Genomic DNA, 13,504 nt, shown 5'->3' with positions numbered 1-13,504 from the left:
TAAGCTCCCCTCAAAAAAATAATGCCCAAGAAGCTTTTTCTTTATCCTGCTATTTGTGGGCTAATCATGAGTAGAGATGCCCCTACTCGTTAGAATTTCACTGTATCCTTCCACACATACATACGCATTAGGTGAATGACTATCATTCAGTTTTCCTCAAAAATGAACCTACCTTCTCAGACAGGTTCATCTCACTATTTCTTTATATGTAATGCATGTGTTAAAAAATCTAGTACTTCTGCCTTTTGTATCTCAACTTGCTCATCATCTTTATGATCATATAAATACACTTGTTCCGCTGCTGATTCAACTAGAGCGATAAATAACTTCGCTGTTCGCTCTGCGTGAACCGAATCACGAATTTCACCAGCTTCTTTCGCCCCACTTAAAAATTCACTTAGCCACATATAAAGAGGCTCATACACAGCTTCCCATTCTTTTATATGTTCCGTAGATGCAAGACCTGCATACATTAAAGCTTGTATTTCACGATATTCCGCTATGAAGTGAAACACCGCATCTATTACTTGCGTAACTTTATTTGAAAAAGGCGCATCATTTTGCACTTTTTCTTTCACTGCAAGGATCATCTTCTCAACCATCACTTCTGCTATTGCAGGCATAACAGATAACTTAGAAGGAAAATATAAATAGAAAGTTCCTTGTGCAATGCCAGCCAATTTCACGATATCAGAAATCTTCGTTTTTTCAACGCCCTTTTCCTGAAACACTTCAATAGCTGCATAGACAATTTTCTCTTTTTTATTCATCATCTAAACCCTTTCACACGCGTATTGAATGACTGTCACTCATTTTATAGAATAACTAGCTATACTGTCAATTATCGTGTACTTTTTACGATAAAAATCTCCTAACGACTTGTTAGGAGATACAGTATATCTTTACGAAAGAGCCTTTAATCCTGTCACGCCGCATACAATAAGAGCCACACTAATGATACGTGCTTTGCTTTTCGACTCACCAAACAGGAACATGTTTAATAAAACGGCACCTGCTGTTCCAATACCAATCCAAACCGCATACGCGACACTTACTTGTAAAAATAAGAAAGATGTATACAAGAATGCAAAAGATGTAGCAAACCCACCTATATAAAGTGCACCATTTGCTAACGTTTTATCTTTACTATACATTTTAAGACCGATCACACCGACTATTTCACTAATTGCAGCACAAAATACGAAAAACCAACCCATCTTTAAGCAGCTCCTTCCACAGTTTCTTCTTTATTATCAGCTAGTTTTAAACCGATAACGCCGGCTACAACCATCACGATAAAGAATAATTTCCCTACACTGAAACTCCCGCCGAAAAGGAATACATCCATTAAGAAAGTACCTACCGTACCAGCTCCGGCGAAAACAGCATATACAGTCCCTGTTGCAAGATGCTCACACGCTTTAGAAAGGAAGTGAAAATCAACAGCGATAACGCCTAAAATAATAATCCAATGCCACCAAGTATCGGCTGTATTAAAACCAAACACCCAAAAAATTTCAAAGATACATGTTAATATGACATATAACCAAGCTCTATTCTTCATACCTCTCACCTCTTATGACTGACTATCAGTCATTTTTGTTTTAAAAAAATATACTCTTTCATCACTACTATATAAACAACTATCATCCTCATTTACCATTTATATTTGTTCCGTTTTCAAACTAACTACACGCTTCCACAAAAAATGACTGAATGTCATTCATGTATATTGTACATGAATATTTTAAAAACTGTCAATGCCGAAAGTTTATTTAAAATTTCTTTCATCAGATTTGTATATTTCCTAATAATCTGTCAATACTGCTAGTAACATAATATTTTCTCCACTCCCCCTTGGAGAGATCCCTTGAATAGAGCAGTTAGCTTTTGCTAGCTGCTCTTTTTTACTTTTTTCACCCAACATACCGAATCATCGCTACTTCATCACAATAATCTACCTTTGGACAATGCCTACAATCAATCCATACTTTCTCTGGCAAAGCATCTCTATTCACAAAATCAAACCCGCACTTTTGAAAAAATTCCGTTTCATATGTTAAAGAAATAACTCTACTCACTTTTATTTTCGCCGCCTCATTTATTACATGGTTTACTAACATACGTCCAATCCCTTTTCCTGCATATGTATGCGAAACGACTAACGATCGTACTTCTGCAAGGTCCTCTCCTAATACATGTAAACCAGCAACTCCGATGATTTCCCCCTCTTCTTTCACAACATACAAACACTGTAAATATTGATAGAGAGATAAAAGAGAACGCGGTAAAACCACTCCCTCTTTTGCGTAAATCTCAATGAGATTATAAATTTCTTTCACATCACTCGTAACCGCATTACAGATTTTCATATTCTATCCCCTTGTCCCCGATATTAATATTTATAACTTAAAGTGAATTTTAATACATATTTTTATATAATAATACATCTCTCTTTTCGTCTCGTCAATCACTTTATACAAACAAAAAACCAAGCGATCTAATCGATGCTCGGTCCCTCATTTCGTATCGGTAATACGGTCGAATATTTAATTTCACGAAGTGCTAAACTCGTCTGTATCTTTGTAATACCAAGCTTATTTAGCTTTCTAATAAACTGCTCTAATTCTTTACGATCACGATTTGCAACCTTTAATAAATAATCATACTCTCCTGTTAAGCAGTGACATTCTAACACTTCAGGCATCGCTTCTAATTCTTTTTCCAGCACTTCAAGTTTATCCGATTGATGAATATTCGTACTCATAAAAATGAAGCATAACAAATCAAAACCAAGCTTTTCTTGGTTTAAAATAGCTACTTGCTTATCAATGAATCCTTCTCCATCTAACCTTTTAATTCTTGCATGCATTGCAGCTGGTGATAAATTAACGCGTCGTGCAAGCTCTGCATTACTTACTTGTGACTCCTTCTGCAATATATCTAAAATTTGTACGTCCAAATCATCCAACACTTTAATAACTGACGACTCCATTACAATTCCCCCTTTTTTCTTACCGATGATTATTCGAAAAAACACCTTACAACTTATATAAAACTGAACATCATTTCTAAAACACTATTTAAAACAAAATATTTTATCGACTTTTGTTCATTATACAAAAGAATATATTACATACAGAAGAAAAATGCTAAAATTATTTAAAATTCACATTGATTACAACAAAGGGGATTTTAATATGCCTTATTTTTATGTCTTTTTACTATTACTAACGAGCTTATTATGGGGAGGAAACTTTGTCGTTGGAAAATCACTCGTTGATCACGCATCTCCAATGACACTTACAAGTTTAAGATGGATGATTGCGATTGTTTGTTTATTACCGATGGTATGGTTTAAAGAAAAGAAAATCATTCCACCACGCGCGGCGATACTTCCGTTAATACTCATGGGGATTTCAGGGGTCGCTCTTTTTAACATCTTTCAATTTTTAGCATTAGAAAAAACATCCGCAACAAATGTAGGGCTTATTTCTACATTAAACGCAATTTCAATCGCATTATTTTCTGTCTTATTTCTAAAAGAAAAAGTAAATACACTTCAAATTTTATCTATGATTCTTTCATTCTTCGGGGTGATCCTCGTCCTATTAAAAGGTAACCTTGCACTTTTATTTTCACTACATTTTAATAGTGGTGACTTATGGATGATTGCGGCTGTTTGCATTTGGGGAATCTATTCTGTTTGTAGTAAATGGGCAACAAAAACAACGACACCACTCATGGCCACATTATACTCTGGTATTTTCGGCGTTATTTTATTACTGCCATTTAACACTGGAAGCTTCACTGTTACAAATATCAACACTTCTTTTATAACATCACTTTTATATACAGGACTCATTTCCACAGTTCTTTGTATGGTATTTTGGAATGTTGGCGTACAAAAATTAGGAGCAACTACATCTGGTATTTTTCTAAACTTTAATCCAATTTTTACCGCTATTTTAGCATTCCTGTTCCTCGGTGAAGAACTAACATGGATACAAATTGTAGGGACAATGATCGTTGTAACAGGATGTTATTTATTTTCTCATTTCAAAACAGTTACTGTTCAGCCAACTGGAGCTTTAATACGAAAACATTCGTAATGAAAAAACATCGTCATCTGAGTTGGCGATGTTTTTATTTATTCTTCATTTCTTTTATATACTGCTTTTCCTCTTCTGGTGATAAACGTTCTGTTGCCTTGCCAGTATCTCCACCTTGAAGGCTCCATAAAAAGTTGTGCTCCTCAACAGTTTGAGAAAAATCTCCTTTTTCCCATCTATTTATAATAGAAAATAACTTCATTTTATATTGAAAACCTTTACTATTTTCAATATCTCTTTTCACATTAGAAATTTCCTTGTTTGTCATTTCTACAAATCCCCATTTTTCAGAGGATTTTACCTTTTGGTGTACCATTTTGTGCATAGTAGAAATAATTTCACCTTCACTAACTTGTGGAGATTCTTCTGCAACTTTCTTCTCTTTTTCGTTTGCCGCTTGCTGGGTTTGAATATTTTTATTTTCTTTTTCCACATATGCAAGCAATTTCTTTCCGCCAACTATAGACGAGAAAATTACTATAATTGTAATGCATATACCTACGCCCCATTTAAAAAGCATTATCTCTTCATCGCTTCTCTAACAAGATGACTATCTACATACTGCTTAAACTTCACAATTTTTCCGTTCTCAAGTTGCCATACATGAACAAATTCTGCTTCAAATGATTTTCCCGTGTCTTTATAAACTCCTGAATACATACCTTCAGCAATAATTACATCTTTTCCGCTTACTTCATGATATGTATTTACACTCGCTTTATAATCATCCCATTCTGATCCCAATCGGCTAAATACATTTTCCATTATTGCTTCTACACCGATATAAGTTCCCCCGTACGGGAACCCTTCCGCCTCTGTCCATTCTACTTTTTCAGAGAGGGCTTCTGCTAAATGTTTTGCATTCGAAGAAGCTGATCCTTCATATGTACTTCGAATAATTTCTAAATTTGATTTAGGCATGTTACTTCCTCCCGTTTTATTTATTTTTTACACACAGTGTAACCGAAACTGTTACACTGCGTGTAAAAATATTTAAATTGTTTTATTCTTACTCTACACATTGTAATCATTATAGTTACATCAATGATTCAAGTCAACAATTTATAAATAAGTTTACTTCGTTTTCATTACTTTCTCTTTTACGAAACGATCTACATATCCTTCTGCTTTTACAACGAATAAATACGCACCCATTGATAATAATGCAAGATCTAATTCATATCCTGGATTCTTTCCATCTCCTAATAAACCGGCTGCTCCATTTACCTTTACGATTGCTCCAGCTAAAATAAGAGCGAATAGCAATCCTACATATCGTACGCCTAAACCGATAATTAATAATATACCACCAACTAATTCAACTGTTGCTACGCCATACGCAAGACCGCCTGGTAAGCCAATGCTTGTAAACCATCCTGCTACGTTATCGATACCTGATTGAAACTTCGCTAAACCATGTGCAAAGAACGTTACTCCTAACACAATACGAATAATTAAATTCCCAATATATTGATTCATTTTTTTCTCTCCTTTTTGTTTTGTTATGGTGAACTTTTATTTACAAGTCAAAACAATACGGTATTTCATTTCATTCGTCAAATACTTTTTTAAAGAAAACAAAAAACATTATCCCTTTTACGGATAATGTTTTCTTACAAAATAGCGCTAATTCAAGCTTTTATTCTATTACACAAAAAAGTTGAAACATTTTTCCAGCACCAACATACGGCAATAAAGATATATCCTCTTCTACAACCATGCCAACAACGTTCACTTTCTCATCTGCAGGCAAATCATGTACAGCAACTTGCATCTCTCCAGCATATCTACCGTACAATTCATTATCAATTGTAATGCTGCCTTTCTTTCTTAAAATTGCATTCATTGGCTGTAAAATCACTTTATTTTCTTCTCGTGATTCTACAGACCGAATGACATCACGAGCTGGATCTAATCGATTCGTATGCACTTGCTCTACCATTTTTAATACTTCTTTATCCGTTATAAACGATTTGTACCGCAGCGGAATAATCCCTCTACTCGCACTCGCTATCTCTTGTACACTTTCTACACTTCCGCTTATATCCCCGATTAACACCTTATCGACACCACAATCTTGTACAAGTTCTAAGTACGCTTCAAGCGGGCGCATATTGCGGTGCTTTTCTAACGTTGGTAAGCCTTCATATAGCGGACCACGTTTTTCACCATCTCCCGGAATAAATGCCATCGTTTTTATTCCGCACTCATGTAAGTATTGATTTTGCTTTTGCAAGAAGGACTTCGCTAGTCCTGTTTCTGGGCGCGGGTAAAAATTATGCCACGCTTCTACATTCTCTATCCGTATCTTTTCAGTGATTAACTCTTTCCAAAATGAATCTGTAATCGTACTCGCATTTAAGGCTACTTTCATTTTATGGGATACGCGCGCGATTTCTTTCGGCGTGATGCCATAGTCCATTCGTAAACCAGTAATGCCCCATTCTACTAACTCTTCCACATTTTCGTATGTCATTCCTAAATGGTGTAGCGATTTTTGGGAAACATCAACCATTAATTCCATTTCATTTTCAAGAGCTTGCTTCCCAAGTATTTGAATTAGCTCTTTATATGTACCAGGGTCATCTTCTGGTATATGAAGTGATGTAAAAATAGATGAAAACCCGTTTTCCTTCGCTACTTTTAGCCATTCTTCTTGTTTCTTTACTCGCTCTTTTGAAAGATAAATTGATACTCCTAGCATATGAATCTCCCTTTCCATGAATAGAAAAAGAGAAAGGAATCCCTTTCTCTATATGTTTTCTGCCATTTCTTCTTTAAATCCGAAGAAGTACGTAAAGATGAATCCGAAAGTATATGCAACGACTAATCCAAGGAAATATAGTAAATATTTATTATCAGCAATTAACGGAATTAATGATAATCCTGATACACCAATTCCGAGTGCAGCTGTTTTCATAACTGCTTGGAATGCACCACCGACAGCTGCCCCTAAACAAGCGGTAAGAAACGGTTTCCCAAGTGGTAATGTAACCCCGTATAATAACGGTTCGCCAATTCCTAAAAAGCCAACTGGTAATGCACCTTTAATTACGTTACGAAGTCGTTTGTTTTTTGTTTTCACATAGATGGCGATCGCAGCTCCTACTTGCCCAGCTCCAGCCATTGCGAGTACTGGTAATAAAGGTGTTACGTGCGTTTGATTAATAAACTCCATATGAATCGGTGTTAAACCATGATGTAATCCGACCATAACGAGCGGTAAAAATGTTCCTGCAAGTACTGCTCCTGCAAACGCGCCACCAATACTTAAAATACCATTAATTCCGCTTGTAATTCCTTCAGATAAGAAACCTGCTACCGGCTGAATGGCTAACATCGTTACGATACTTACGACTAACACAGTAATAAGCGGTGTCACGATAATATCAACTGCATTTGGCACAGCTTTTCGAACTTGTTTTTCCACTACAACCATAAGCCACGCTGCAAAAATAACTGCAAACAATCCACCCCGTCCGGGTACGAGCGCTTCACCGAATAATTTTACAGTCGCCATCGCCGGGTTAAAAATTAAAATACCAGCAATTGCCCCAAGAACCGGTGTCCCGCCAAACTCTTTCGCTGTATTCCAGCCGACTAAAATGCCTAAGAATGTAAAGATACCGCCGCCAATGAGTAGCAACATTTGTAGCCACGTTGCATTCGGATCAGCACCTGCATTTTTCGCAAAGTTAGCGACCCCATTTATAATACCTGATGCAACAAGACCCGGAATTAATGGAATGAAAATACTTCCTATTTTTCTTAAAAAGTTTTTCACCGGTGTATTATTTTTCTTCTTAATCTCTGACTTCATCTCTTGCCCAAGATCTTCAAGGTGATGATCTGCCACTTCACCAATTCGGAGTCCTGTTAAACCTTCCATCTCAGCTGCTACTTTATTTACCGTCCCCGGACCAACGACAACTTGAAGCGTCTCATCTTCAATAACTCCCATAACCCCTTCAACTTTTTTCAAAAGGTCCATGTTCACTTTACTTTCATCATGAAGCGTTAACCGTAGTCTCGTCATACAATGAGCAATGCCACGAATATTCTTTACTCCCCCAAGTTGCTCTGAAATTTCTCTGGCCATTCTCTCTTCTTTCTTCATAATAGAATCCCCCTCCCTATTATTTTATAGTGCCTTTTTCACAAACCCTTTCGCTTCTTTTAATTTCTGCAGTGCTTCCCCATACTCACACTGCAACAACACCATAACAATCGCAGCTTTCACGTTACGTTCTGCTTTTTCATAATACTCCGCTGCTACTTCATAACTAACACCTGTTGCTTCCACAATAATTCGTTTTGATCGTTCTACTAATTTTTCATTTGTAGATTGCACATCTACCATTAAGTTTTTATATACTTTCCCTACACCAATCATAGATGCTGTTGAAATCATATTGAGTACTAATTTTTGCGCTGTACCAGCTTTCAAACGCGTTGAGCCTGTTAAAATTTCTGCGCCTGTTCCTACTTCCACATTTATTTTTGCATATTTACTTATTTCAGCATTTTTATTACAGGAGATACTCGCTGTACTCGCTCCTACACGATTCGCGTACTTCAAGCCACCAATAACATAAGGAGTTCGACCACTTGCTGCAATTCCAATCACTGTATCTTTCTCATTTAATCCTATACTTTTTAAATCTTCGTCCGCTAACTCTTCACGGTCTTCTGCACCTTCTACCGCTTTAGTAAACGCTTTCAATCCACCTGCTATAAATCCTTGCACCATTTTATCGTCTGTGCCAAATGTCGGCGGACATTCCACTGCGTCCAAAATACCTAAACGGCCACTTGTACCAGCCCCAATGTAAATTAATCGACCCTCTTCTTCGAAAGATTTAATAACAGTCTGCACAACTTTTTCAATCTGCTCTATTTCATTTTCAACTGCTAACGCAACAGTACGATCTTCTTCATTCATACTTTGCAGAATTTCTTTTATGCTCATCTCATCTAAATTCATCGTCTTTTCATTACGGTGTTCTGTCGATAAATTTTCTAACATATTCCCACCTACTTTGAAATTTAATTTCATACTTTAATTATAACTTTAAGAAATTTAAAATCAATATTACTTTATTATTTTATGAAATTTAATTTCTTTTCATGACGAATTTATGTCCGTCCGTATGCAAAAAAAGATGGGTTTCCCCATCTTCTCATTTTAGCTTCCGTAATCGCAAAGCTTCTTCTCTTGTTTCCATAAATTGATCCAGCACTTTATTACCAATACGATTAAAGGTAATCACATATAGAGCATCTATCATGTTCAATTGCGTCATTCTTGAAGCAATACTTGCAATACGATGATCTTGTTCTACATCTGGCATACAAAGACGAATGTCTGCCTCTTTATATAACGGTGATGATTGATCAAGCTTCGTAATCGCAATAACTGTTGCACCTTGTCTCTTCGCATATTGCGCCATTTCAAGTACATCTTTCGTACGACCAGATGTTGAAATTGCCACAAATATATCGCCTTCTTTTAAATTCGTCACAAGTGGCAACATCATATGAAAATCAGATAGCATCATCGCTGTAAATCCGAGCCTTGTAAATTTATAAGCTCCGTCCATCGCCGGAGTAGCTGATCCGCCTACTCCGTAAAAGATAATTTTATCGGCATTTACAATACGATCTGCAGCTTTTTCAAGTTCTTTTTTATCTATCGCCGTCACGCTCGCCTCAATTGCAGCTTTATTCACATACGTAACTTTATTAAACAAGTCGTACGGTCCATCTTCCGTATTCATCACTGAAAAATCATTAATATTATAATCAGCAATCGTTAATTCGCGAACGAGCGCGATTTTAAATGCTTTAAAACTTCCGATTCCAATCGACTTACAAAAGCGAACAACACTCGCCTCACTTGCGCCTGCATTCGTTGACACTTCTTTCGTCGTTAAGTTCGGAACAATCTCTGCATTCTCCGTTATGTACATGGCAACCTTCTTTTCAGCTGGTGAAAATTGATCCATATTACTTTCAATTTTAAATAGTAACGTTGAAGCTTTCACTATTTAACCTCCACTTCTTACGGTTGCGTTTACTTATTTTCTCTTGCTTCAAGAAGGTAAAAACCATTATCGCCAGGAGGATGAAACACATTTACAATGCGATTCCCTTTTTGATAAACAGTTCTTTCCCCTTCTGTCCACTTCTTTTCCCAACCTTTCATCCAAATCGCAACATCAGGTAAAAAAGCAGTATATTTCAGCTTCTGGTCGTACTCACCATCTGCTTCTTCCGAGAAAATAGAAACCGGAAAATCTTTCACTTTTGATTCTTTCCATGCAGTAAATGGTATACATACGGCAATAAGTACGATTACACCGATAACCTTCTCCTTCGTAATCTTCACACATTTTCTCCCCTCGACTTATCATATACGTAGATTTTACCATAATTACAACCCATTCACGCTATATGACTATTGCTTTTTCCAATAAAGTGAAACTTTAATCAGTGGGGGTTTTCTTCATCCCCCACTGATTATCAGCTCTCACCAATCGGACTTTAATGGGATAAAAAAAGAGCTTATCCACGTCAGATAAGCCCTTCCTCACTATACGAAATACTTCTTCAAAAGCGGCGGCGTAATAATCGTCGTCAATATAACGACAATAACAATCGCTGTGAAATTTTCTTTCGCTAATAAATTCGCCGCAAGTCCATTGGCCGCGATAATAAGTGCCACTTCTCCGCGCGACACCATACCCGCCCCGATACTAATAGAAGATTGAAGGTTGAATCCTGTTAACCTTGCTCCTAAACCTGATCCGATTAACTTTGTGAAAATCGCGATAAGTGTCATGATAATAATGAACCAAAGCTGGCTTCCGATACCTTGAAATGTAATTTCCATTCCGATACTTACGAAGAAGACTGGTACAAATATCGCATAAGCAATCGGTTCAATTTTATGTTCCACTTCATGCTTATACTCTGTTTGCGAAATGGCAATTCCAGCTGCAAATGCTCCAATAATACCTGCAATTCCCATCATTTCACTGTAATACGAAAAAGAGAAACAAATAATCAGTGCTGCACTAATTAATGCTTCTGTTACACGAAGTGGTACGAGCATTTTCATAATCCATGGAACAACTTTCCATGCAATAAAAACGATGCTGACAAAGAAAATAATTTTCTTTACGATAACGAGTGTTATATTCACATCTTGCGTTCCTAAAAAGCTCATAACAAATGCTAATAAAATAACGACAATGACATCATCAAATACGGCAGCACCTAAAATCGTTGTACTTTCTCTCGTATTCATTTTTCCTAAATCTCTTAGCGTTTGCACTGTAATACTAACTGACGTTGCGCAAAGTAATAACCCTAAAAAAATTGCATGAGATTGTATTAGTCCAAACAGCAATCCTGTTACATAACCACCGATGAAAGGAAAAATAATTCCACCAGCTGCTACTGCAAATGATGATTTCAAATTCCGATTTAGTTCTTCTAAATCTGTTTCAAGTCCAGCCATAAACATAAGGAGTAAAACACCAATCTCACTCAGCTCATCAATCAGTTCAGAACTATTTATAATACCAAGTACAGCTGGACCGATAATAATACCGATAATTAATTTACCAAGTACAGAAGGCTGGCCAAGCCTTACGCTAATATCACCAGCTAATTTCGTACAAAGTAAAATGACGACAAGTTCAAAATAAAATAACATAGCATCTTCTCCTACTTTAACTTTAATCAGTGGGTCGTTAACCCTCGTCCATCCCTGCAAGTAGTTTCTCCTATTCATCCGCATTTTATTTGTCATATTTTTATTTGACAAAATATTCTGAATTATATTAAGATTAATCCAGCAATTTTAAAAAACTACGCACCATAACTGTACCTCGATTTCCTTACATACTCTTTTCTAGTGGGCTCATACTACATTCGCAGTTATGGAAATGAAAAACGGGGGGGAGAGTCCAAAGTGAAATCATTATTACGAAAAAAGGCGATTACTACTGAATCACCACGACAACTACAAAGAACATTAACTGCACTCGATCTAACATTTTTAGGAATTGGCGCCGTAATTGGGACAGGGATCTTTGTATTAACAGGTATTGTCGCAGCGAAACATTCTGGTCCTGGTATTATGCTATCATTCCTTATTGCTGCATTTACTTGTGCTTGTGTAGCCTTTTGTTATGCCGAATTTGCTTCTTCTATTCCTGTCTCAGGAAGTGTGTATACTTACGCATACATGACAGTCGGGGAAGTCGTCGCCTTCATCGTCGGATGGTGTTTAATGCTCGAATATTTACTGGCAGTCGCAGCAGTAGCTGTCGGTTGGTCTGGTTATTTACAGTCTTTACTACAAGGATTTAACATCCATCTGCCCGCCATAATCGCCTCGGCACCTGGCGTAGGAAAAGGTGGTCTCATTGATTTACCAGCTGTTTGTATTTTACTCATCATTACCGGTCTTTTAAGTTTTGGTATACGTGAAAGCGCACGCATTAATAATATTATGGTTCTGATCAAGTTAGCAGTTATTATCGCCTTTATCGTAGCAGGTGCAAAATATGTAAAACCTGAAAATTGGACACCATTCATCCCATTCGGATACGACGGTATTATTACTGGAGCTGCTACTGTATTCTTCGCCTTCTTAGGCTTTGATGCAATCGCAACCGCTGCGGAAGAAACGAAAAAACCACAGCGTGATTTACCAATTGGCATTATCGGTTCCCTTCTTATTTGTACTGTTTTATACATGATTGTATCTTTCGTTTTAACAGGTATGGTTCCGTATACACAATTAGATGTTTCTGATCCAGTTGCGTTTGCCTTGCATTTCGTTGGGGAAGATACGATTGCAGGACTACTCGCTGTTGGAGCGATGACTGGAATGACAACCGTTCTCTTAGTCGTTATGTATGGACAAGTTCGCGTTTCATATGCGATGAGCCGCGATGGCCTACTTCCAAAAGCGTTAGCACGTGTAAATAAAAGAGTGAAAATCCCTTTATTAAATACGTGGATTACTGGTGTTGTTGCCGCTTTATTAGCAGGACTTTTAGATCTGCACGTATTAGCGAATTTAGTAAATATCGGCACATTAACAGCCTTCACATTCGTTTGCTGCGCAGTACTTATTTTACGAAAAACACACCCTGACTTAAAACGCGGATTCCGCACACCTTTCGTACCTGTACTACCAGTTGTCGCGATTCTTTGCTGTTTATATTTGATGGCTAATTTATCTAAAACGACATGGATTAGCTTTATAGCTTGGCTTATAGTCGGTTTATGCTTCTATTTCTTCTACTCTAGAAAACATAGTCATTTAGCTACTGAAAAAGCAAACGATGAACAGAAAAAAGCATAACAAAATAGCT

At 36.9% G+C, this 13,504-nt stretch carries 16 protein-coding genes; 2 read left to right on the top strand and 14 right to left on the bottom strand.

All coding sequences use genetic code 11. The features are described from left to right. Positions 1-194 precede the first annotated feature (194 nt). The 5 genes from MR083_RS11105 to MR083_RS11085 all read right to left on the bottom strand — a co-directional run bounded on the left by MR083_RS11105 (position 195) and on the right by MR083_RS11085 (position 2,995). A complete protein-coding gene (locus MR083_RS11105; protein WP_073529794.1) occupies positions 195-773 on the bottom strand; it encodes a TetR/AcrR family transcriptional regulator in 579 nt (192 codons plus the stop codon). A gap of 129 nt (positions 774-902) precedes the next feature. After that, a complete protein-coding gene (locus MR083_RS11100) occupies positions 903-1,217 on the bottom strand; it encodes a DMT family transporter (protein ID WP_000539674.1) in 315 nt (104 codons plus the stop codon). A 2-nt stretch (positions 1,218-1,219) separates the two neighbouring features. Next, positions 1,220-1,564: a DMT family transporter gene (locus MR083_RS11095; protein ID WP_000796016.1), complete on the bottom strand. Its 345-nt coding sequence runs from the start codon at positions 1,562-1,564 to the stop codon at positions 1,220-1,222. Positions 1,565-1,916: 352 nt separating this feature from the next. Continuing rightward, positions 1,917-2,372, bottom strand: a complete 456-nt coding sequence (locus MR083_RS11090) for an N-acetyltransferase (RefSeq protein ID WP_242269258.1) — start codon at positions 2,370-2,372, stop codon at positions 1,917-1,919. Positions 2,373-2,500: 128 nt separating this feature from the next. Next, complete coding sequence (locus MR083_RS11085; protein WP_000446104.1) at positions 2,501-2,995, bottom strand: Lrp/AsnC family transcriptional regulator; 495 nt, start codon at positions 2,993-2,995, stop codon at positions 2,501-2,503. Between the two features lie 205 nt (positions 2,996-3,200). On the opposite strand from MR083_RS11085, the gene MR083_RS11080 reads away from it, so the two are divergent. Further along, positions 3,201-4,112 carry a DMT family transporter gene (locus tag MR083_RS11080; RefSeq protein WP_001146281.1) on the top strand — a complete coding sequence of 304 codons (912 nt, stop codon included), beginning with the start codon at positions 3,201-3,203 and terminating at the stop codon, positions 4,110-4,112. Positions 4,113-4,146: 34 nt separating this feature from the next. Here MR083_RS11080 and MR083_RS11075 read toward each other — a convergent pair whose 3' ends face one another. From MR083_RS11075 to MR083_RS11035, 9 genes are all read right to left on the bottom strand, one after another. Then, positions 4,147-4,632: a PRK06770 family protein gene (locus MR083_RS11075; protein WP_242269256.1), complete on the bottom strand. Its 486-nt coding sequence runs from the start codon at positions 4,630-4,632 to the stop codon at positions 4,147-4,149. Beyond that, positions 4,632-5,033 carry a nuclear transport factor 2 family protein gene (locus MR083_RS11070; RefSeq protein WP_014893280.1) on the bottom strand — a complete coding sequence of 134 codons (402 nt, stop codon included), beginning with the start codon at positions 5,031-5,033 and terminating at the stop codon, positions 4,632-4,634. Before MR083_RS11070 ends, MR083_RS11075 begins: the two co-directional genes overlap by 1 nt. Positions 5,034-5,186: 153 nt before the next feature. Beyond that, on the bottom strand, positions 5,187-5,591 hold the full coding sequence (locus tag MR083_RS11065; protein ID WP_014893281.1) for a DoxX family protein: 405 nt from the start codon (positions 5,589-5,591) through the stop codon (positions 5,187-5,189). 160 nt (positions 5,592-5,751) lie between these two features. Beyond that, positions 5,752-6,816 carry a DUF871 domain-containing protein gene (locus MR083_RS11060; protein ID WP_242269254.1) on the bottom strand — a complete coding sequence of 355 codons (1,065 nt, stop codon included), beginning with the start codon at positions 6,814-6,816 and terminating at the stop codon, positions 5,752-5,754. Positions 6,817-6,864: 48 nt separating this feature from the next. Continuing rightward, positions 6,865-8,229 (bottom strand): PTS transporter subunit EIIC, encoded by a 1,365-nt coding sequence (locus tag MR083_RS11055; protein WP_016716553.1) that lies wholly within the window; start codon positions 8,227-8,229, stop codon positions 6,865-6,867. Between the two features lie 24 nt (positions 8,230-8,253). Further along, positions 8,254-9,138 carry an N-acetylmuramic acid 6-phosphate etherase gene (gene murQ / locus MR083_RS11050; RefSeq protein WP_000892335.1) on the bottom strand — a complete coding sequence of 295 codons (885 nt, stop codon included), beginning with the start codon at positions 9,136-9,138 and terminating at the stop codon, positions 8,254-8,256. A gap of 154 nt (positions 9,139-9,292) precedes the next feature. Further along, positions 9,293-10,156 (bottom strand): MurR/RpiR family transcriptional regulator, encoded by an 864-nt coding sequence (locus tag MR083_RS11045; RefSeq protein WP_000648180.1) that lies wholly within the window; start codon positions 10,154-10,156, stop codon positions 9,293-9,295. 29 nt (positions 10,157-10,185) lie between these two features. Beyond that, on the bottom strand, positions 10,186-10,500 hold the full coding sequence (locus MR083_RS11040; RefSeq protein ID WP_000704954.1) for a hypothetical protein: 315 nt from the start codon (positions 10,498-10,500) through the stop codon (positions 10,186-10,188). A gap of 204 nt (positions 10,501-10,704) precedes the next feature. Beyond that, the gene (locus tag MR083_RS11035; protein ID WP_396022294.1) at positions 10,705-11,928 is read right to left on the bottom strand and encodes a cation:proton antiporter; all 1,224 of its coding nucleotides are present in this window, start codon (positions 11,926-11,928) and stop codon (positions 10,705-10,707) included. A gap of 162 nt (positions 11,929-12,090) precedes the next feature. Between MR083_RS11035 and MR083_RS11030 the strand changes: the two genes are divergently transcribed. Beyond that, positions 12,091-13,494, top strand: coding sequence for a branched-chain amino acid transporter BcaP (locus tag MR083_RS11030; RefSeq protein ID WP_000838699.1), 1,404 nt, complete (start codon positions 12,091-12,093; stop codon positions 13,492-13,494). The last annotated feature ends 10 nt before the right edge of the window (positions 13,495-13,504 follow it).

The sequence above is a fragment of the Bacillus cereus group sp. BfR-BA-01408 genome (assembly GCF_022663305.1).
Taxonomy (GTDB): domain Bacteria; phylum Bacillota; class Bacilli; order Bacillales; family Bacillaceae_G; genus Bacillus_A; species Bacillus_A pacificus.
Note: the sequence above shows the minus strand (reverse complement) of the source record. Positions and strands in the feature narration are given on the sequence as shown.

What these genes read in the sequence shown, in the direction of transcription:
- MR083_RS11105 (WP_073529794.1), bottom strand. Translation starts at nt 773, where the DNA reads ATGATGAATAAAAAAGAGAAAATTGTCTATGCAGCTATTGAAGTGTTT.
- MR083_RS11100 (WP_000539674.1), bottom strand. Translation starts at nt 1,217, where the DNA reads ATGGGTTGGTTTTTCGTATTTTGTGCTGCAATTAGTGAAATAGTCGGT.
- MR083_RS11095 (WP_000796016.1), bottom strand. Translation starts at nt 1,564, where the DNA reads ATGAAGAATAGAGCTTGGTTATATGTCATATTAACATGTATCTTTGAA.
- MR083_RS11090 (WP_242269258.1), bottom strand. Translation starts at nt 2,372, where the DNA reads ATGAAAATCTGTAATGCGGTTACGAGTGATGTGAAAGAAATTTATAAT.
- MR083_RS11085 (WP_000446104.1), bottom strand. Translation starts at nt 2,995, where the DNA reads ATGGAGTCGTCAGTTATTAAAGTGTTGGATGATTTGGACGTACAAATT.
- MR083_RS11080 (WP_001146281.1), top strand. Translation starts at nt 3,201, where the DNA reads ATGCCTTATTTTTATGTCTTTTTACTATTACTAACGAGCTTATTATGG.
- MR083_RS11075 (WP_242269256.1), bottom strand. Translation starts at nt 4,632, where the DNA reads ATGCTTTTTAAATGGGGCGTAGGTATATGCATTACAATTATAGTAATT.
- MR083_RS11070 (WP_014893280.1), bottom strand. Translation starts at nt 5,033, where the DNA reads ATGCCTAAATCAAATTTAGAAATTATTCGAAGTACATATGAAGGATCA.
- MR083_RS11065 (WP_014893281.1), bottom strand. Translation starts at nt 5,591, where the DNA reads ATGAATCAATATATTGGGAATTTAATTATTCGTATTGTGTTAGGAGTA.
- MR083_RS11060 (WP_242269254.1), bottom strand. Translation starts at nt 6,816, where the DNA reads ATGCTAGGAGTATCAATTTATCTTTCAAAAGAGCGAGTAAAGAAACAA.
- MR083_RS11055 (WP_016716553.1), bottom strand. Translation starts at nt 8,229, where the DNA reads ATGAAGAAAGAAGAGAGAATGGCCAGAGAAATTTCAGAGCAACTTGGG.
- murQ (WP_000892335.1), bottom strand. Translation starts at nt 9,138, where the DNA reads ATGTTAGAAAATTTATCGACAGAACACCGTAATGAAAAGACGATGAAT.
- MR083_RS11035 (WP_396022294.1), bottom strand. Translation starts at nt 11,928, where the DNA reads ATGACAAATAAAATGCGGATGAATAGGAGAAACTACTTGCAGGGATGG.